This window comes from Pseudomonas sp. GW821-FHT09C08, assembly GCF_059418125.1.
On the sequence record NZ_JBWKPG010000003.1, the window covers coordinates 199,547 to 218,639 of the forward strand.

Here is a 19,093-nt window from a genome sequence, read left to right on the forward strand (position 1 = left end):
GTGTGTCTCGCGACTGTCATGAAACATTTGGTCACGCGCCGACCCGGATCCAGTGGGTTGAAGACGCAGCAATCGGCTCAAGGGAATTTCCAAGTGATAAAAAAGATCCTGATCGCCAACCGTGGTGAAATTGCCGTACGAATCGTGCGTGCCTGCGCCGAGATGGGCATTCGCTCGGTCGCGGTCTATTCCGACGCCGACCGTCACGCGTTGCACGTCAAGCGTGCCGACGAAGCCCACAGCATCGGGGCCGAGCCCCTGGCCGGCTACCTGAACCCGCGCAAGCTGGTGAACCTGGCCGTGGAAACCGGCTGTGATGCGCTGCACCCCGGCTACGGTTTCCTCTCGGAAAACGCCGAACTGGCAGACATTTGCGCTGAACGCGGGATCAAGTTCATCGGCCCGTCGGCTGAAGTGATCCGTCGCATGGGCGACAAGACTGAAGCGCGCCGCAGCATGATCAAGGCCGGCGTGCCGGTCACGCCGGGGACTGAAGGCAACGTTGCCGACATCCATGAAGCCCTGACCGAAGGCGACCGCATCGGCTACCCGGTGATGCTCAAGGCCACGTCCGGTGGTGGTGGTCGTGGTATCCGCCGCTGCAACAGCCGTGAAGAACTCGAACAAGCCTTCCCCCGCGTGATTTCCGAGGCCACCAAGGCCTTCGGTTCGGCGGAAGTGTTCCTGGAAAAATGCATCGTCAATCCCAAGCACATCGAGGCGCAGATCCTCGGTGACAGCTTCGGCAACGTGGTGCACCTGTTCGAGCGTGACTGCTCGATCCAGCGCCGCAACCAGAAGCTGATCGAAATTGCCCCCAGCCCCCAACTGACCCCGGAACAGCGCGCCTACATCGGCGACCTGTCGGTGCGCGCGGCCAAGGCGGTGGGCTACGAGAATGCCGGTACCGTGGAGTTCCTGCTCGCCGAGGGCGAGGTGTACTTCATGGAGATGAACACCCGGGTGCAGGTGGAACACACCATCACCGAAGAAATCACCGGGATCGACATTGTCCGCGAGCAGATCCGCATCGCCTCGGGCCTGCCGCTGTCGGTCAAGCAGGAAGACATCCAGCACCGTGGCTTCGCGTTGCAGTTCCGCATCAACGCCGAAGACCCGAAGAACAACTTCCTCCCCAGCTTCGGCAAGATCACCCGTTACTACGCGCCCGGCGGTCCCGGCGTGCGCACCGACACGGCGATCTATACCGGCTACACCATTCCACCGTTCTACGACTCCATGTGCCTGAAACTGGTGGTCTGGGCGTTGACCTGGGAAGAAGCCATGGACCGCGGCCTGCGCGCCTTGGACGACATGCGCCTGCAAGGCGTGAAGACCACCGCCGCCTACTACCAGGAAATCCTGCGCAACCCGGAATTCCGCAGCGGCCAGTTCAACACCAGTTTTGTCGAAAGCCATCCTGAACTGACCAACTACTCGATCAAGCGCAAACCCGAAGAGCTGGCCCTGGCCATCGCCGCCGCCATCGCCGCCCACGCAGGCTTATAAATAAGCAGCTGCAAGTTGCAAGCGGCAAGCTACAAGTTAAAGCGGATCAGCGTTTACTTGCAGCTTGTAGCTTGAAACTTGCCGCTATGAGGAGATCCGAATATGACTAAGAAAATCTTCGTAACCGACACCATCCTGCGCGACGCCCACCAATCGTTGCTGGCGACCCGCATGCGCACCGACGACATGCTGCCGATCTGCGACAAGCTCGACAAAGTCGGCTACTGGTCGCTGGAAGTCTGGGGCGGCGCGACCTTCGACGCCTGCGTACGCTTTTTGAAAGAAGACCCATGGGAGCGCCTGCGCAAGCTGCGCGCCGCGTTGCCTAACACGCGCCTGCAAATGCTCCTGCGCGGCCAGAACCTGCTGGGCTACCGCCACTACAGCGACGACGTGGTCAAAGCCTTCGTCGCCAAGGCCGCCGTGAATGGCATCGACGTGTTCCGCATCTTCGACGCCATGAACGATGTGCGTAACCTGCGCGTGGCCATCGAAGCGGTGAAAGCTGCCGGCAAACATGCCCAGGGCACCATCGCCTACACCACCAGCCCGGTGCACACCATCGAAGCGTTTGTGGCCCAGGCCAAGCAAATGGAATCCATGGGCTGCGACTCGGTGGCAATCAAGGACATGGCCGGCCTGCTGACCCCGTACGCCACCGGCGAACTGGTCAAGGCGCTGAAGGCCGAGCAGAGCCTGCCCGTGTTCATCCACTCGCATGACACCGCCGGCCTGGCCGCGATGTGCCAACTCAAAGCCATCGAGAACGGTGCCGACCATATCGACACCGCGATTTCCAGCTTCGCCTGGGGCACCAGCCACCCGGGGACCGAGTCGATGGTTGCCGCGCTCAAAGGCAGTGAATTCGACACCGGCCTGAGCCTGGAGCTGCTGCAGGAAATCGGCCTGTACTTCTACGCCGTGCGCAAGAAGTACCACCAGTTCGAAAGCGAATTCACCGCCGTCGACACCCGCGTGCAAGTCAACCAGGTGCCGGGCGGGATGATCTCCAACCTCGCCAACCAGCTGAAAGAGCAGGGCGCACTCAACCGCATGGGCGAAGTGCTGGCCGAAATCCCGCGGGTGCGTGAAGACCTTGGCTTCCCGCCGCTGGTCACGCCGACCTCGCAGATCGTCGGCACCCAGGCGTTCTTCAACGTGCTGGCCGGGGAGCGCTACAAGACCATCACCAACGAAGTGAAGCTCTACCTGCAAGGCGGCTACGGCAAGGCGCCGGGTACCGTGAACGAGAAACTGCGCCGTCAGGCCATCGGCAGCGAAGAGGTGATCGACGTGCGTCCGGCCGATTTGCTCAAGCCGGAAATGACCAAGCTGCGCGGCGAGATCGGTGCGTTGGCCAAGTCTGAAGAAGACGTGCTGACCTACGCGATGTTCCCGGACATCGGGCGCAAGTTCCTCGAGGAACGTGACGCCGGCACCCTGGCCCCTGAAGTGCTGCTCCCGATCCCTGAAGCCGGCGGTGTGGCGCGTGCTGGCGGCGAAGGCGTGCCGACCGAGTTCGTCATCGACGTGCACGGCGAAAGCTACCGCGTGGACATCACCGGCGTCGGCGTGAAGGCCGAAGGCAAGCGCCATTTCTACCTGTCCATCGACGGCATGCCGGAAGAAGTGGTGTTCGAACCGCTCAACGAATTTGTCAGCAGCGGCGGCAGCAAGCGCAAGCACGCCACTGAGCCGGGCCACGTCAGCACGGCAATGCCGGGCAACATCGTCGACGTGCTGGTCAAGGAAGGTGATGTGGTCAAGGCTGGCCAGGCCGTGCTGATCACCGAGGCCATGAAGATGGAAACCGAAGTGCAGGCGTCGATCGCCGGCAAGGTCACCGCTGTGCATGTGGCCAAGGGCGACCGGGTCAACCCGGGCGAGATCCTGATTGAGATCGAAGGCTGATACAGCCTTCGACATAACCGTTTAATCCTCGGGGGAGCAGGTGCTCCCCTTTTTTTTGCCTGTCGATCGGGCTTCCCGGTGACTTAGAACGCCATCGCCCATTGGCCCATCAACCCCTGGTTGCGACTGTGGCTGCCAAACTCGGCGCTGTAGGCCAGGCCTACGCTGTGCTCGTCCGACAGCGCCAGCTCCACGCCGGTGCGCAGCGCCAGGCTGTCACGGTCCAGGGACGTGCCGCCGACGGTGAACGCGCTGTTGAAGTCCTCACGTTTTTCCCAGGCGAAGGACTGACGTACGCGGCTGCTGGTGTCGCCATAGAGATGCTTCCAGCTTGTGCTCAGGTGCGGCTTGAGGATCATCTGGTTGCCCAGCGTCACGTCATGGGTCACGCGCAGGCCGAAGGTGCTGCTGAGGTTCTGCTGGGTCTGCGTACCCACGTTCAAGGCGCTGTAGCCGCCTTTCTCCTGGAAGCGTTCGCGGTGATAACGCTGGAAACCCACGCCGGCAAAGGGCTCGGCGCGCCAGTCAGCGGTCTGCAGCTGATAGCCCAGCTCGGCAAATGCGTTTTGGCTCCGCGCCTTGTACTTGCCCGAGAGGTGATCGCGGTGATTGATGAAGTCGAAGTCGACCGTGCGTTTGTTTTGCCCGGTATGGCTGCTGTACAGCGCGCCGAAGCGTAGCGCGAGTGGCCCGTCCAGGCGGACGGCGTAGGCGCCGAGGTGCCAGCTGTCCACTTCGCCCTTGAAGCGCCTGGCGCTCAGGTCGCTGCCGGATTTGCCGCCCACCACACCCACCCGCCATGCATCGTCGATTGCGCCGTCAGCCCCCAGTAACAGGCCTTGGCTGCTCTGTTTCAAGCCGGCACTGCCGTGTTGCGCATCAAGGCTGCCGCCATTGCCCAGGCCTTGCAGCCATACGCGACCGGTGTCGCCGGTGTCTTTATCCAGCTGGCGTATGGCTGCCAACAGGTTGGCGTTCAAGGCTTTCTGGCCGTTCTGGGTGGCAGTGCCGAGGTTGGCGTTCTGGCTTCCCGCCAGTTGCTCGAGCACTGCACCTATTCGGCTCGGCTCCAGGGTGCTCAGGTACAGGCCGTAACGTTCGAGCCGGCTTTTTTCCCACTCGTTGAACTCGTCAGACGCGAGCAATCCATCCACGGCGGCGTCCAGCACCCGAGCGACGCTCAGGGCGTTTCGGCTGGTCGCCCGGTCGGCAAAGTAGAAGTCTTCAGGCGCCGGCAGCGCCGGCGCGGAATGACCCTTGTTGCCGGGCTGTTCGAACCATTCACTGTCTGGCTCCATATCGCCCCTGGCCTGTGCGTATTGAGCGCCGAGGGCACCCAGCGCCAGGGTGATGGCGAGCGCGAGTTGTTTGTGTATGCGCGGCATGTAATCCCACCTCTTGATGTATGAGGCGGGGAATTTAGCGAGGCTGCGGGGGGATAAATGTCAGGCCGGGCGACCCTTGCTTGCGGGAGATGTCGCTAGTCTGCAGCGATAATTGCGGCTATCGCCAATGCATTGGGCCGACGCGCATTGCGTCGCCGGCCCAGCGGTTGAACCACGTGTCAGAGCGCCTGCTGGCGACACTCCGCGAGGCTCTTCAACTGCCCAGAGCCCGACTGGTTGGCCGCTGACAACCAGGCCTCGAAACCCGCGCCAATCGCGGGCCATTCCGAATCCAGGATCGAGTACCACGCGGTATCGCGGTTTTGCCCCTTTACCACCATGTGCTGGCGGAACACCCCTTCAAAACTGAACCCCAGCCGCTCGGCCGCGTATTTGGAGCGGGCGTTGCCGTTGTTGCACTTCCATTCCAGGCGGCGATAGCCCTGTTCGAACGCATGCTTGGCGAGCAGGTACACCGCTTCGGTGCTTTTCGGCGAGCGTTGCATCGGAGCGCCGAAGGTCACGTGGCCGATTTCGATGCGGCCCTGGGCCGGGACGATGGACATCAGGCTGAGGATGCCTTGCACCTGGCCGCTCGCCCGGTCGATCACGCTGAAGAAATACGGATCGCTGTGTTGCGCATGGTTGTTGAGCCAGTCATTGAAGGCACCGCGCTCGGGGAACGGGCCATAAGGCAGGTAATCCCACAGTTTCGGGTCGGCGCCGGGGCCTTGCAGGGCTTGGAACAGGTCGTCGCCATGGCGTGCCGGGTCGAGTTTTTCCAGGCGGATAAAGCGCCCTTCGAGCAGTTGGACCGTAGGCGCCGGGACGCCTTTCCAGTCGGCGGGTGAGATAGGCATGCTGCGCTCCTTAAAGACCTTTGCGAAATTGAATGAAACCCGGACGTTCGGCGATGCGCTCGTATAGTTGGATCGCCGTGGCGTTGGTCTCGTGGGTCAACCAGTGCACCTTGGCACAGCCATCAGCCTTGGCGGTGGCATAGACGAACTCGATCAGTTTGCGGCCAACGCCGGTGCCGCGCTGGGCCGGGTCCACCAACAGGTCCTGCAGGTAGCACGAGTTCTCGATGCTCCAGTTGGAACGGTGGTAGATGAAGTTGACCATGCCCACGGCCTTGCCATCCTGCCAGGCCAGCGCGGAATGGGTCGGCTCCTGTGCATCGAGCAGGCGTTGCCAGGTGCTCTGGGTCACGGCGTCCGGCAGCTCGGTGTTGTAGAACTTCAGGTACGCCTGCCACAGCGGCAGCCAGGCGGCGTGGTCGGCGGCAGTGACCGGGCGGATGTCGATCTGGCTCATTCTGGAACTCCTTGGGGAATAAAGCGGGCGAGGGTCTGGTCGCGCACATCGGCGCTGGCGGCCAGCCCTTTACGAACACCGTCGATGTCGGCCTGGCTGCGGTTCTGGCTGAGCTTGCGCTTGCCGATCAGGCGCTCGATCGGCAGGGCGAAGCCGACGATGGCCTTGAGCATGCCGTCGATGTAATCGGCCGGGGCGTCGCTGACCTTCCACGGCTGGGTACGGTTGCCTTCATGGCGATCAGTCAGGGCACTGACCAGCGCCAGCAGGCGCTCGGCGTCGGTAAACACTTCAGCCTTGCCGTAGGCATGCACCGCCAGGTAGTTCCAGGTCGGGACCACCTTGCCGTGCTCGGCCTTGGCCGGGTAGAACGCCGGGCTGATGTAGGCCTCGGCGCCGGCGAAGATCACCAGGGCCTCGCTGCCGTTTTGCAGGTCGCGCCATTGCGGATTGGCCTTGGCCAGGTGCCCGTAGAGGGTGCCATTGGGGCCTTCATCGGGGTTGAGCAGCAGCGGCAGGTGGCTGGCTTGCAGGCCTTGCTCGCCAACGGTCACCAACTGCGCCAGGCGCGTGTGCTGAATCAGTTGCTGCAATTCGGGCAAGTCTTCGAGGGCAAAGGCGCGAGGTGTGTACATGAATATTTTCCTTGGCGAATGCCTGCATCGTAGGCAGGCTAATGGTCTGTTGTAAGAGCCATCTCAGGCCAATTTCATAGGTCCAATATGCCGCCCCTTTCGCCGCCTCTGTCATTCAATCCTGCCGGCATCGAGCTGGACCGGCGCCAAGGCCTGACGCGCCAGCTGTATGAGGCCCTGCGCCAGCGGGTGCTGGACGGACGCCTGGCCAGCGGCACGCGCTTACCCGCCAGTCGTGACTTGGCGGCGGCCCTGGCGATTTCGCGCAACAGCGTGGTGCGTGCCTACGATCAACTGTACGCCGAAGGGTTTATCGAAGGCCGAGTCGGTGATGGCACCTATGTGGCCCAACTGCCCCAGCCGAAAAAACTATCCACAAAAGTGTCCACAGGGTTACCCACAGGCTTATCCCCAGCCTTATCCACAAAATGGACGGATTTGCCCGAAGATCTCGATAACGAAGTTATCCACAGACCGGGCCTGGCCCGGGTGAAAAACAACCATCTTTCACAGCCACCTGCGGGCCCGCCCAGGGCGTTTCGCGTGGGTGTGCCGGCCTTTGATCTGTTTCCGTTTGAGGTATGGGCCAAGCTGAACGGGGCATTCTGGCGCAAGCCGGACCTGGAGCAGTTGTGCTACGGCGACCCGGCGGGCGATGCTCGCCTGCGTGGCCTGATTGCCGCTTACCTGCGCAGCTCGCGGGGCATGCAGTGCGCGGCTGAGCAAATAGTGATCACCTGTGGCGCACAGCAGGCAATCAGCCTTTGTGCACAGTTGCTGGTGGAGCCGGGCGACGGCGTTGCGGTGGAAAACCCGGGTTACCGCGCTGCCGGCCATGCATTCGCCCTGGCCGGTGCGAACCTGCAGGGCGTGCCGGTGGACCACGAAGGCATCGACTGCCACACCCTCAACAGCCTGAAAGATTGCCGCCTGGCCTATGTCACGCCGTCCCACCAATACCCGTTGGGCGTGGTCATGAGCCTGGCGCGGCGCCTGGAACTGCTGGCCTGGGCCGAGCGCACCGGCGGCTGGATCATCGAGGACGACTATGACGGCGAGTACCGCTACAGCGGCGCACCGCTGGCGCCCCTGGCCGCGCTGGACCGCAGTGGCCGCGTGCTCTACGTCGGCACCTTCGGCAAAGTCGCGTTCCCGGCCCTGCGCCTGGGGTATCTGGTATTGCCGCCGGGGCTGGTGGATGCGTTCTCGCGGCGCCGTGCGGTGGACATGCGCCACTCGGAAGTCAGCACCCAGGCGGTGATGGCCGAGTTCATGGCGGCCGGGCACTTCCAGCGCCATATTCGCCGCATGCGGCGGGCGGCGTTGAGTCGCCGCAATGCGGTGCTGGCCGGTTGGCCGGGCGGCTTGCCGGGCGTCGGCGAACTGCCCAGTGTGGCGGCGGGGCTGCACATGACGGTACGCGTGGATAGCCTGGCCCGCGAGCAGCAATTGGTTGAGCAGGCCCAGGGCGTGGGGGTCGAGGTGAATGGGCTGAGCAGTTATTGGCTGGCGCACTCCACCACGCCGGCGGACCAGCGCGCCGGCCTGGTGCTGGGCTTTGCCGCCGTGCCCGAAGCGGCCATCGCCGAGGCCCTGGCTAAGCTGCGCAGGGCCTGGCAGGGCGGTTGAGCTCAGCTCTGGAAGAACAGTGAACGAGCCAGCTGCGGGCTGATTTCGCTGCGATAAATCGCAATCTGATCGCCGTCGCTCAGGCCGGTGCGATGGATCGCGCCGCCGAGTCGCTGTTGTTCGCGGGTCTTGAGGTGGCCGGCGGTGAAATGGTCGAGCTCGGCGTGCGGCGAATCGTAATGAAAGTGCGCATACCACAGCACTTCCTGGGTGTTGTGATCGCTGATCGCGTACTCATCCAGGTAGTCCTTGCCGGGGCCCTTGAGGCGCCGGCGGGTGATCACCTTGGCGATGTTCACCGCCCCCTGGCTGTGCAGCCACTGCACCCGCGCGGCAGTCGGCAGTTGCTGTTTGGTCATGCTGATGCGGGTACTGGTGCCCAGCGCATAGAGCCGTTGCGTGGCCTCGTTGAGTTGGCGGTTGAGGGTGGCGGCAGACGGGCGATCGCTCTCCGTGAGGTTGCGTTGGGTCAGCGCCTCTTCGATGTTGCTCGCTGCCAGCTCCATGCGGGCGGCGTGCTGGTGCAGCATCTCTTCGATTTCCACCGGGATTCGCCCGGCTTTCCTTGACTGCACCAGGAGGCGCTGGGTCGCGGAGGGCTCTTCATCCAGCAGGTTCTGCGCGTTGCTCATGCTGATATTGAGGTCCACCGCCACCGGCCGTTGTGGCCTTGGGGTCGGCGTCGTGCGCTCGACCCACACCCCGGGGCTTTTTTCGTGGAAGGTCGCAATGACCTTGCCCGTGACCGGCGCCTTTACGTCCAGGAGCCCCTCGTCAGAGGGGCGTGGCTCGCCTACTACCACCGCGTTGAAGCGGGTCTTGATGACCTTCTTCTTCGGCGCCTGCTGCGTTTTCGACGGGCCGGCCTTGGTCTCCCGCGGCTTGCGTTCTTTCAACAGTCGGGCCAGTTCATGCACGGCTTGCCTGTTGAAATCGTCGATGCGCTGGCGAAGGCTCTCCAGCGGTTCCCTCTGCACGTAGTCAGGGTGTTCGGCGTGCAGGTCCAGCAGGCGTTGGTCGACCAGGGAGAATTGTTCGACCAGGCTGTTGAGCACCTCGATCCGCTCGCCCGGGTCGCTGACACTGGCGTCGGGCATGGCCTCGATCCATGTTTGTATGTTGAGGTCGGCGATGTTCACGATTTCATTGAGCTGGGTGTGGGCATCGACGAAGGCTTCACCGCTGCCTTCCCTGATGCACAGGTAGCGATTCAAAGTGATTTGCAGGGCCTTGAGGTCGTGAAGCTTGAAGTCAGGCAAGGCATGGAGGGTGTTCTGGATGACTTTCATGCCGTCGATGCCCAGTTCCTGCAGGTGCAGGTAACGGGTTTGCGCGTATTCGAGGCGGCTGATCATGTCCAGATTCAGCTGCGACATTTTCTCGGCAAGTGCGGTCTGTCTCTCGGTTTGCATCGGCGCGAGGGCCTCCATCTCATCCAGCGTCGACAACAGTTCTGTCCGGAACGTCGGCAGGGTTTCAGAGACGGCGAAGCGGGTGAGCAGCAGTTGCTGGTTCAAGTAGTCGATCATGTCGCCCTGGTAGTTGGGCACCGTATCGATGACGTTCAATGCCCGCAGCTGGCGGATGGGCACGTCATACTCGGCCAGGCGCGTGTCCAGTTTTTCGATGAATGCCCGGCGTTGTTGGTTGGTGGAGGGGCCCGGTTGCGGGTCTATTGCCGCGTGTGCCATGGCAACCTCGGCTTGCCCGCGCTTCTGGCCTGCATTGAAGGTGGTGAGCTGGCCCCTGAGCTCGGCGATCCGCGATGGTTTTTTGGCCTGGGCGGCCTTGCGCCGATTCCTGAACCCGGCGCCACGCAGGCGTAGTCGCGTGTCGACAAACCATTGGCCGGCCAGGTTACTGACCAGCAACGGGCCGACGTGGGAGGGGCGCTGCGGATCGACAATCATGACGTTGTCGTTCTCATCCAGCATGACCTCGAACCAGCGCTCCTTGACCGGTGCGTACCATTTATCACCCAGGGCAGAGAGGTTCAGGTGGGGACCGGGTTCTTGGCTTGGCTCCCTAAGCCCTGCGGGTTTATCGACTTTGAAGCGATCCAGTGTTGCCGCGAGGCTCGCGGGTAAGCGATTGAGTGCGCCACTGTTGTGCAGCGGCCCCAGATGGCGTGCCGGCAGTTCGGCATCGGGCAAGTTGGGTTGCTGCGTCACCACGATCTTGCGCGGCAGCGGCGTGGGGCGATGGGCGCTCGCTGGCGGTTCAAGCCTTGGCGGCTGTGCCTTGAGCGGGCGGGGCTGCGGTGGATGGCGCAGGGCAACATGCAGCACCAGGGCCATGCCCAGGTTGAGCAACAGGTCGACCTGCGCCGTCCAGGAGGTCTTGCCGTCAGGCCCGGGCTCGGCTTGGGTGGCTTCCTGCAGGTCGTCCATGATTTGCCAGATCCAGGCGGCAATCCCGACCGTGCGCCCCAGAAATGGCAACGCCGCGCTGAAAATCAGCCAGCCGGCCTGCCGGTAGGTGGCCCAGCGTTTCTTCACGTTGGATACCGATTGCCGGTTGGCCAGTTCAACCATCGCATTGGCGTTGTCCTTGAACAGGGTCGCCAGGTGATCGTTGCCCAGCACCTCATCACTCAAGGCAATGGGGCCGCTCATTTGCACCACTACCTGCGTTTCCACCAACCCGCGCACCACGGTCCATGGCGAGGGCAGGGCGGCAGGGAAGACGTACTGCTCGTAATTGAAGCGGCTGTCGTTGGGTAACCAGGCCAGCACCGAATCGCGCAAGCTGCGGTGATGCTTGATGGCATACAACAGGTTTTCGCGTGATGGGAACTGCACCAGCACCGGGTCCAACAGGGGGCGATACAGCAGGCAGGGGCCTTGGGTGTGATCGCGGGGGCCGATCACGAACATATTCGCCACCGCATCCGGTTCCCGGCCGGGCCGCAGGGTGGGGATAAATGCCAGGCGACGGATGACAATCTCTTGCCCCTCGACCTGTCGGTCGTGCGCTTGCGCCTGCACGGCGGCGGCGACATAACGGTAACCGCGATCATCAATGCCATGCTCGCCCTGGATTTTCCACTGCAGGGCCAGCAGCGGCAGTTGCGCCCGCAGGTGCGAGGTGTAGAGGGTTTGCCGGCTACGGGATTGCTCCGGGTCATCGAGCAGGGTTGTCTTGATCAGCGCGGGGTAGTGTTGGCCGATGTCGAGGGTTTCGATCACGCCCTTGAGGTAGTCGTACGTCAGCCACGCGGGACCTGTGCCGCCGTTGTAGTGCACGCTGGGCGTGCCGGTGGGCAGGCCGGTGAGGTTCTCCAGGGCCAGGTCGATCAGGCTGCGCCGGGTGATGTCGCTGGCGCCGGGCAGCACAAACGTGCCCCAGACCACAGGGCTTTCGATGCTGATCTCGACCTTGTCCAGGCTCAGGCTCGCGCCATTCCTCTGCCGATTGATCTGTTTTTGCAGTTGCTCGCGTGCGTAATCGCGGATCGGAGGAATGCCGTCCTGGAACGTTCGACCGAGGTTGTGGGTATGCACCTCGGCCAGTTCGATCACGTACCGGCTGTAGATCGATACGTCGAGGTCCGAGGCGTTGGCGAGCCAGTCGGGGAGCTGCTCATGAATCTGGCGGATGCTCGACAACGAGTGCTCGCTCAGGTCCTCGATCACCGGCAGGATCCGCGCGACAGCCTGGCCGGTGGTGACCGCCACGGGAGCGACCTCGAAGCCGGCCGGGCCAATCGAACCGATCGCCTGCAGTTGCAGGGCGATCAGGTTGCACGCCAGGCTGTCGAAGAAATCTGCACTGGGCTCGTACAGCCGCCATTGCACGCCGACATCCAGTTGATATTGGACCAGGCTGGCGGGCAGCGACTCACCGAGCTTTTCCAGCGACTCGAACTTCTCATAACCGTTGAGCAGCGAGTAGGCCAGAATCCGCTCGCTCTGCTCGTGTTTGCCGATCAACACCGCCATGTCCGACAGGCCGATATGCGTGGATTGGTTGTTGTGATGGCCATCCATGTCGATCAGGTAGGCGTGGGTCTGGAACGTATCGAAGGCCTTGCGCTTGGCCTGCTCCGGAAAGTGGAACAGCAACCTGGCCATGGCGCAGTCGTGTTCGTCCCAGCCCTCCTGCGTGGTGACGTTCCACACGTTGCGCAAGGAATGTGAGAGCAGCTGCCAGCGCGGGCCAGACATACCGTTGGAGGTATTCCAGTAGTCGAGTTGCTGCTCCTGGTAGGCGGTGAAAATCAGGGCTGCCAGCTCATTGATCAACCGCGCGATGGCATCGATCTTCACCGGCAGGTGTTCGGCGCGCGGTGCCTGTGGCTGCGCCGTGAGGAAATGCTCGCCGTCGATATAAATCACCGGCTCCGGCGACAGGGCCTGGTTGGCCAGGACCGAGGTCAGCGACTCCATGGCGGGGGGCGTTGACTGAATGAGGTCGTCGGCGATGCGCCAGTGTGGCGTGACGACGGTGGCCAGGTCCGGGTCGATATTCAGTGTCGGGTATTGCTCCTTGAGGGCGGCGCGCAACAGGTTGGCGGCGACTTCGCGGATGGACGGGCCGGTACTCAGTTGCGTCAGCAGATCGTAGGTGCTGGGCGGGCGGTTACTGGTGGGGATCGAGTCGGTGGGCATTTGCAGCTCCTTGGCCGGTATCAGGCGTGAAGAGCTCCAAGGTAGAGTCTGGCAAGGCGGGCGAGACGGTAGATAAGTAGTAACGGCCGGGGCCTGCACGCCCCGGCCGTGGCCGATCAGGTCCCGGACTTGATCTTGGTCCAGGCGCGGGTCCTGGCGCGTTCGGCGTCTCGGCCCAGGGGTTTCAAGGTGTAAAGCGTGGCCATTGCCGCTTCGGTGGGGTACAGGTTGGGGTTGTTGCGGATCGCCGGGTCAACCTGTTCAGTCGCGTCCTTGTTGGGATTGGGGTAGCCGACGAAGTCACTGATCGGCGCGATCACACCGGGTTGCAGCAGGTAGTTGATAAAGGTGTAGGCGTCCTGCGGGTTCTTCGCGCCTTTGGGGATGGCAAGCATGTCGAACCAGATCGGCGCGCCTTCCTTGGGCAGGCGCATGTCCACTGTCACGCCGTTCTTGGCTTCCTTGGCGCGGTTGGCGGCCTGGGAAAAGCTGCCGGAATAGCCGACGGCGACGCAGATGTCTCCGTTGGCAATGTCGGCCATGTACTTGGAGGAGTGAAAGTAGGTGATGTACGGACGGATCTTCATCAGCAGCGCTTCGGCTTTTTCATAATCCTTGGGGTTGCTGCTGTTGGGGTCCAGGCCCAGGTGCTGCAGGGCCAGGGGCAGGATCTCCGACGGCGAGTCCAGCAGGGCGACGCCGCACTGCTTGAGTTTGCTGATGTTTTCTTCCTTGAAGATCAGGTCCCAGCTGTCCACCGGCGCGTTGTCGCCCAGCGCCGCCTTGACCTTGGCCGGGTTGAAGCCGATCAGGATGGTGCCGTACATGTAGGGCACGGCGAATTTATTGCCGGGATCGTTGGCCTCGATCAGCTTCATCAGCTTGGGATCAAGGTGGTTCCAGTTCGGCAACTGGCTGCGGTCCAGGGGCTGGAACACGCCGGCCTCGATCTGCTTGGCCAGGAACACATTGGAAGGCACCACCACGTCATAGCCGGAGTTGCCGGTGAGCAACTTGGCCTCCAGGGCTTCGTTGGTGTCGAAGATGTCGTAGACCAGTTTGATCGCCGGGTTCTGCGCCTTGAAGTCATCCAGGGCCTTGGGCGTGATGTAGTCGAACCAGTTGTAGACGCGCAGGGTTTTTTCTTCGGCGTGGGCGGCAGTGCTGAGCACCGCCGCGCAGAGTACAAGCGACTTGAGCATGTTCATTCGGCTGACCCCTCAAAACCTTCGAGAACGTTGACGGCATTGATGCCGATTTCTTCCACGGCGTAGCCGCCTTCCATCACGAACAGCGTGGGCGTGCCGAGCTGCGCGATGCGTTTGCCCATGGCCAGGTAGTCCGGGCTGTCGAGCTTGAACTGCGAGATGGGATCGTCCTTGAACGTGTCCACACCCAGGGAGACCACAATGATGTCGGCGCCGTAGCGCTCGATTTCCCCGCAGGCCTGCTCCAGGGCCGCGCTCCAGGTGTCCCAGCCGGAACCGGCTGGCAGCGGGTAATTGAAGTTGAAGCCTTCCCCGGCGCCCTCGCCCAGCTCATCGGCGTAGCCGAGGAAGAACGGAAACTCCGCTTCCGGATGCCCGTGGATCGAGGTGAACAGCACATCGCTGCGTGCATAGAAAATCGACTGGGTGCCGTTGCCGTGGTGGTAATCCACGTCGAGGATCGCGACTTTCTTATGGCCCTGATCGAGAAAGGCCTGGGCGGCGATGGCGGCGTTGTTGAGGTAGCAATAGCCGCCCATCAAGTCGCTGGCGGCGTGGTGTCCCGGTGGCCGGCACAGGGCGAAGGCGCTGCGGGCGCCGTGTTGGATCGCCTGTTGCGCGGTGAGCGCGACCTGCGCCGCGCTGTAGGCCGCTTGCCAGGTGCCGGCGGTAATCGGCGCGCCGCCGTCGAAGCTGTAATAACCGAGCTGGCCGTGCAGGCTGGTGGGCAACACGCGGCGCAAGGTGCGTGCGGGCCAGGTGTAGGGCAGCAGGTCGCCGTCCTGGTTGAATTCTGTCCAGAGTGCCCAGGCGCCTTTGAAAAAGTCGAGGTAGTCGTGGCTGTGAGCGCGTTGCAGCGGTGCCAGGCCAAAGTCCTGCGGCGCTTGCACGGGGCCCAGTTCGCGGTCCTTGACCCGCTGCAGCACGTGGTCGGCGCGCGAGGGCATTTCGAAGCAGGGCATCAGTTGCCCGTCCATCAGTTCGCAACGGCCATGGTGCAGGTGGTGATCGTCCGAGTAGATCGTCAGCATATTGTTGTTCTCCGCAGGCGGTATCGGTGCGTGCAGTCTTGCGGGCGACGGCGATTATGAGAACGGCAGGAGCGGCCAAAAGGGGATAAATGTGGCCAGATTGTCTGTCCGAAATTCGCCCCTCAATGGGGCGTCATGGTCGAAATTGGCTCGGCGTCACACCGCTCCAGCGCACGAACGCATGGCGAAAACTGGCGGTCTCGCTGAACCCCAGGGCCTCGGCGATCCTATAGATCGGCCACTGATCTTCAGCCAGCAACTGTTTGGCGCGTTCAAAGCGCAGCTCGTCGAGCAGTTCCTGGTAGCTGCAGCCCAGGTCATGCAGGTGTCGGCGCAGGGTGCGCGCCGAGCACTTCATCTGCTCGGCCAGGCCTTCGAGGCCAGGTGCGGCGTGCAGTTGTGCCGCGAGCAGCTGGCGGATCCGTCCCAGCCAGGCTTCGCGCCCGGTGAATTCGGTGTTCTGTTTACGGCAGCGCTCGGCCATGGCCTGATGGGTCACGGTATCGGCGAGGGGCAAAGGCTGGGAGAGCCAGCGTTGGTCGAAGGCGAACGCATTGGCGGTGGCCTGGAACTGCAACGGGCAGTCGAAAGACTCGGTGTAGCGCGCCTGATAATCCGGCGCATCATGCTCAAAGCGCGCGCCCAGCAAGGGCAGCGGATGGCCGAGCAGGTCGTCGCAGATGACCTTCAGCGATCCCAGGCACAGCTCGACGTTGAAGGCGGTCAGCGCCGGGTTCTCGCGATAATCGCCGGCGGTGAACCAGATACGCTCGCCGTCCTCCTCCAGGCTCAGTTCGAACAGTGTTCCCAATAGCGCCGGATACCGCAGGGCCAGGCGCAAAGCGTCACCGAAAGTGGCACTGGTGAGCAGGGCATAACCGAGCATGCCGTAGGACGAAACGTGCATGCGCCGCCCCACGATCAGGCCGATATCGCGCTGCAACGCCACGGCATTGGCGCACACCTGCATCTCCTGGTGGGTGGCAATGCGCGTGTCGGCGCGGCTCAAGTCCGCCGCGCAGATACCGCTGCCGGCCAGCAGCGCCTCGGCGGGCAGGCCTTCGGCCTTGAAGGTGCTGAGCACCAGGGAGACAGCATTGAGGGTGGTGAGGTGGGAGTGCAGCATGCGGACTTCCAGCCAGGTGATGGCTGGAAGTGGAGCAAGTTATATGCCGGTCAGCTCAGTTCGCCACACAGGTCGAGTTCCACCAGGCGGCGGACGTCTGCGGTGGCGAGGCCGGCACCGAGCAACGCTTGCAGCTTGCCGAATGCCGCTTCGCGGGTCATGCCGCCCCCGGACAACACACCGACACCGCGCAAGCGGCTACCGGCTTCATACACGTCCAGTTCTACGCCGCCTTCATGGCATTGAGTGATTGCCACCACCACCACGTCCCGATCCTGCGCGCGCTGGAGGCTGGCCAGGAACGCCGGGTTATCGCTGGGCCCGGTGCCGCTGCCGAAGCATTCGAGCACCAGTGCCTGGATCCCGCTGTCGATCAGTGCATCCACCTGCACGGCGGCAATGCCCGGCACCAGCGGCAATACGCCGACATTGGCCAGGGCCTTGGGCTGGCGGTAGTCCAGGGCGGCAGGGAGCGTCTCGGCCTTGGCCACGCCACCGTTACGCTGCAACGCAGCAAACGGATGGCGACCAAAACTGCGGATTTTCGCGCAGCGGGTCGGGGCCATCAGCGCGCCGTGGAAATACAGGTGCACACCCGGGGCCAGGCCTGCGCCCAGCGCTGCCAGCGAACCGCTGACGTTTTCCCAGGCGTCGCTGTCAGGCACGCCGGCGGGCAGCATCGAGCCGGTAAATACCACGGGCACCGGCAAACCCAGCAGTTGGAAGCTCATGGCCGCCGCGCTGTAGGCCAGGGTATCGGTGCCGTGCAGGACCAGCACCGCGTCGCAGCCTGCGTCCACGGCTTCAACCACCGCGACGCGCAGGCGCTGCCAGTAGGCGGGAGTCATGTTGGCGCTGTCGATCAGCGGTGCCATTTCCCGGAAGCGCCAGGCGGGCACGGGCTCGTTGGCGAGATGTTCGCGCATGCGGGCTTCGAAACCGGATGCGGGCGCCAGGCCGTTGGCGCTGGCCTGCATGCCGATGGTGCCGCCGGTGTAGAGCACCATGATGTTGTTAGCTGGGGACATCGAAGAATCTCCTGAACGAAAAACGCCGCCGGGCCCAGAGCATGCCCAAGGCCGGGCGGCGTGTCATCTATCTAGGCTTACGACGCTCAGCGTTGCGCTTGAGCGTTCAGTTCAGCCGATGCTTGAGCCGTTGGCTGCGACTTCACCGGATTCGCCGGCCAGGCCTTGCGATCCAGGTCCAGGTCAGGGAACTGGCTGGAGTCGAACACCGGGGTCTTGATGCCCGCTGCGCGCTGGTTGTCGTAGTCATTCAGGATGCGCATGGCGATCTTGAACAGGAACGCCAGGGCGAACAGGTTGACGAACGCGAGCATGGTCATGGTGATGTCGGCGAAGGCGAACACGGTGCTCAGGTTCTCGATCGAACCCCAGAAAATCAGCACCAGCACCAGTGCGCGGTAGCCCATCAACACTTTGCGGTTGTCGCCCACGATGAAGCGCAGGTTGCTCTCGCCGAGGTAGTAGTTGTACATGATCGAGGTGAACACGAACAACGCCAGGGCCACCGAGATGAACATCCGGCCCCAGTCACCGACCACGGCCGCCAGGGAGTTCTGGGTCAGGGCAATGCCGTCGCCTTCAAAGCCCGGGGTGTAGAAACCGGAGAGCAGGATCAGCAGCGCCGTACAGGTGCAGATCACGAAGGTGTCGAGGAACACGCTGAACGCCTGCACCACGCCTTGGGCGATCGGGTGTTCTACCGACGCCACCGCTGCCACGTTAGGCGCACTGCCCAGGCCGGCTTCGTTGGCGAACACGCCGCGCTTCACACCCATGATGATCGCGCTGCCCACCAGGCCACCGAAGGCCTGGTCCAGGCCGAAGGCGCTCTTGACGATGGTCGCGAGCATGGCCGGCACGTGGTCGAATTGCAGCACGATCACGTACAGGGTCACGGCGATGTAGACGAGGGTCTTGACCGGCACCAGCAGGTCGGCGATCGAGGCAATACGCTTGATCCCGCCGATGAACACCAGGCCCAGCAATACCGCCAGCGCCAGGCCGGTGTAGGTGGTGTCCAGGCCGAAGGCGTTGTTCAGCGAGTGAGTCACGGCGTGGGCTTGCAGGCCGTTGAAGGCAAAGCCGAAGGTCACCAGCAGCAGGAAGGCCATGACCATGCCCAGCCAGCGTTTCTTCAAGCCATGCTGGATGTAGTAGGCCGGGCCGCCACGGTAGGTGCCTTCGGCGTCGGTGCGCTTGTACAGCTGGCCGAGGGAGCATTCGATGAAGCTCGAGGACATGCCCACCAGTGCGGTGACCCACATCCAGAACACGGCACCCGGGCCGCCCAGGGTCACGGCGATGCCGACACCTGCGATGTTACCGGCGCCGACGCGACCGGCGAGGCTGAGCATCAGCGCCTGGAACGAGCTGAGCTGGCCGGAGCTGCTTTTCAGGCTGTCGCGAAACACCGAAAACATGTGGAAAAAGTGACGCAATTGAACGAAACGCGAGCGGATCGTGAAGTAGCCACCGAGCCCGACAATGAGCACGATCAATACTTTCCCTGAGAGGAAGTCGTTGATGACTTCTAGCATGGAGTGTTCCTCGCTGATTTTTCTAATGGCAAACGCAGGACGGTCCGACACGTCGTATGGCACCAGGCAGTGCACGACGGTTCGACCCCAATCCTTTTGCGGGTGTTGTTATTCATGCGGTTTCGCGCTTCCAGGGTCTCGTTACCGACGACCGCTGACGCGAAGA

General features: G+C 63.0%; 13 protein-coding genes. 3 read left to right on the forward strand and 10 right to left on the reverse strand.

The genetic code is table 11. From position 1 onward, the window contains the following. Positions 1-93: 93 nt before the first annotated feature. Positions 94-1,509: an acetyl-CoA carboxylase biotin carboxylase subunit gene (locus tag AC07OJ_RS11955; protein WP_003195732.1), complete on the forward strand. Its 1,416-nt coding sequence runs from the start codon at positions 94-96 to the stop codon at positions 1,507-1,509. Between the two features lie 102 nt (positions 1,510-1,611). Then, on the forward strand, positions 1,612-3,420 hold the full coding sequence (gene oadA / locus AC07OJ_RS11960) for a sodium-extruding oxaloacetate decarboxylase subunit alpha (RefSeq protein WP_065902592.1): 1,809 nt from the start codon (positions 1,612-1,614) through the stop codon (positions 3,418-3,420). 83 nt (positions 3,421-3,503) lie between these two features. Here the strand turns inward: oadA and AC07OJ_RS11965 are convergent, their stop codons facing one another. The 4 genes from AC07OJ_RS11965 to AC07OJ_RS11980 form a co-directional block, all read right to left on the reverse strand. Further along, positions 3,504-4,805, reverse strand: coding sequence for an autotransporter outer membrane beta-barrel domain-containing protein (locus tag AC07OJ_RS11965; RefSeq protein ID WP_495094586.1), 1,302 nt, complete (start codon positions 4,803-4,805; stop codon positions 3,504-3,506). 179 nt (positions 4,806-4,984) lie between these two features. Beyond that, a complete protein-coding gene (locus AC07OJ_RS11970; RefSeq protein WP_495094587.1) occupies positions 4,985-5,665 on the reverse strand; it encodes a GNAT family N-acetyltransferase in 681 nt (226 codons plus the stop codon). 10 nt (positions 5,666-5,675) lie between these two features. Next, positions 5,676-6,122 carry a GNAT family N-acetyltransferase gene (locus AC07OJ_RS11975; protein WP_065902585.1) on the reverse strand — a complete coding sequence of 149 codons (447 nt, stop codon included), beginning with the start codon at positions 6,120-6,122 and terminating at the stop codon, positions 5,676-5,678. Continuing rightward, positions 6,119-6,757 (reverse strand): FMN-binding negative transcriptional regulator, encoded by a 639-nt coding sequence (locus tag AC07OJ_RS11980; RefSeq protein WP_106802262.1) that lies wholly within the window; start codon positions 6,755-6,757, stop codon positions 6,119-6,121. The genes AC07OJ_RS11975 and AC07OJ_RS11980 overlap by 4 nt, the downstream gene beginning before the upstream one ends. An 87-nt stretch (positions 6,758-6,844) precedes the next feature. Between AC07OJ_RS11980 and pdxR the strand changes: the two genes are divergently transcribed. After that, entirely contained in the window at positions 6,845-8,386 is a 1,542-nt protein-coding gene (gene pdxR / locus AC07OJ_RS11985) for a MocR-like pyridoxine biosynthesis transcription factor PdxR (RefSeq protein ID WP_201146177.1), read from the forward strand. A gap of 2 nt (positions 8,387-8,388) precedes the next feature. Here pdxR and AC07OJ_RS11990 read toward each other — a convergent pair whose 3' ends face one another. From AC07OJ_RS11990 to AC07OJ_RS12015, 6 genes are all read right to left on the reverse strand, one after another. Beyond that, the gene (locus tag AC07OJ_RS11990; RefSeq protein ID WP_495094588.1) at positions 8,389-12,996 is read right to left on the reverse strand and encodes a dermonecrotic toxin domain-containing protein; all 4,608 of its coding nucleotides are present in this window, start codon (positions 12,994-12,996) and stop codon (positions 8,389-8,391) included. Between the two features lie 116 nt (positions 12,997-13,112). Next, the gene (locus AC07OJ_RS11995) at positions 13,113-14,204 is read right to left on the reverse strand and encodes a polyamine ABC transporter substrate-binding protein (RefSeq protein WP_106802264.1); all 1,092 of its coding nucleotides are present in this window, start codon (positions 14,202-14,204) and stop codon (positions 13,113-13,115) included. Beyond that, entirely contained in the window at positions 14,201-15,235 is a 1,035-nt protein-coding gene (locus tag AC07OJ_RS12000) for a histone deacetylase family protein (protein WP_495094589.1), read from the reverse strand. The genes AC07OJ_RS11995 and AC07OJ_RS12000 overlap by 4 nt, the downstream gene beginning before the upstream one ends. Positions 15,236-15,368: 133 nt before the next feature. Further along, on the reverse strand, positions 15,369-16,361 hold the full coding sequence (locus AC07OJ_RS12005) for an AraC family transcriptional regulator (RefSeq protein WP_495005746.1): 993 nt from the start codon (positions 16,359-16,361) through the stop codon (positions 15,369-15,371). A 50-nt stretch (positions 16,362-16,411) separates the two neighbouring features. Beyond that, positions 16,412-17,389 (reverse strand): asparaginase, encoded by a 978-nt coding sequence (locus AC07OJ_RS12010; RefSeq protein WP_495094590.1) that lies wholly within the window; start codon positions 17,387-17,389, stop codon positions 16,412-16,414. 86 nt (positions 17,390-17,475) lie between these two features. Continuing rightward, positions 17,476-18,927, reverse strand: coding sequence for an alanine/glycine:cation symporter family protein (locus AC07OJ_RS12015; protein WP_106802267.1), 1,452 nt, complete (start codon positions 18,925-18,927; stop codon positions 17,476-17,478). Positions 18,928-19,093: the final 166 nt, after the last annotated feature.

What these genes read in the sequence shown, in the direction of transcription:
- AC07OJ_RS12010 (WP_495094590.1), bottom strand. Translation starts at nt 17,389, where the DNA reads ATGTCCCCAGCTAACAACATCATGGTGCTCTACACCGGCGGCACCATC.
- AC07OJ_RS12005 (WP_495005746.1), bottom strand. Translation starts at nt 16,361, where the DNA reads ATGCTGCACTCCCACCTCACCACCCTCAATGCTGTCTCCCTGGTGCTC.
- AC07OJ_RS11995 (WP_106802264.1), bottom strand. Translation starts at nt 14,204, where the DNA reads ATGAACATGCTCAAGTCGCTTGTACTCTGCGCGGCGGTGCTCAGCACT.
- AC07OJ_RS11980 (WP_106802262.1), bottom strand. Translation starts at nt 6,757, where the DNA reads ATGTACACACCTCGCGCCTTTGCCCTCGAAGACTTGCCCGAATTGCAG.
- pdxR (WP_201146177.1), top strand. Translation starts at nt 6,845, where the DNA reads ATGCCGCCCCTTTCGCCGCCTCTGTCATTCAATCCTGCCGGCATCGAG.
- AC07OJ_RS11990 (WP_495094588.1), bottom strand. Translation starts at nt 12,996, where the DNA reads ATGCCCACCGACTCGATCCCCACCAGTAACCGCCCGCCCAGCACCTAC.
- AC07OJ_RS12015 (WP_106802267.1), bottom strand. Translation starts at nt 18,927, where the DNA reads ATGCTAGAAGTCATCAACGACTTCCTCTCAGGGAAAGTATTGATCGTG.
- AC07OJ_RS11970 (WP_495094587.1), bottom strand. Translation starts at nt 5,665, where the DNA reads ATGCCTATCTCACCCGCCGACTGGAAAGGCGTCCCGGCGCCTACGGTC.
- AC07OJ_RS12000 (WP_495094589.1), bottom strand. Translation starts at nt 15,235, where the DNA reads ATGCTGACGATCTACTCGGACGATCACCACCTGCACCATGGCCGTTGC.
- AC07OJ_RS11965 (WP_495094586.1), bottom strand. Translation starts at nt 4,805, where the DNA reads ATGCCGCGCATACACAAACAACTCGCGCTCGCCATCACCCTGGCGCTG.
- AC07OJ_RS11975 (WP_065902585.1), bottom strand. Translation starts at nt 6,122, where the DNA reads ATGAGCCAGATCGACATCCGCCCGGTCACTGCCGCCGACCACGCCGCC.
- oadA (WP_065902592.1), top strand. Translation starts at nt 1,612, where the DNA reads ATGACTAAGAAAATCTTCGTAACCGACACCATCCTGCGCGACGCCCAC.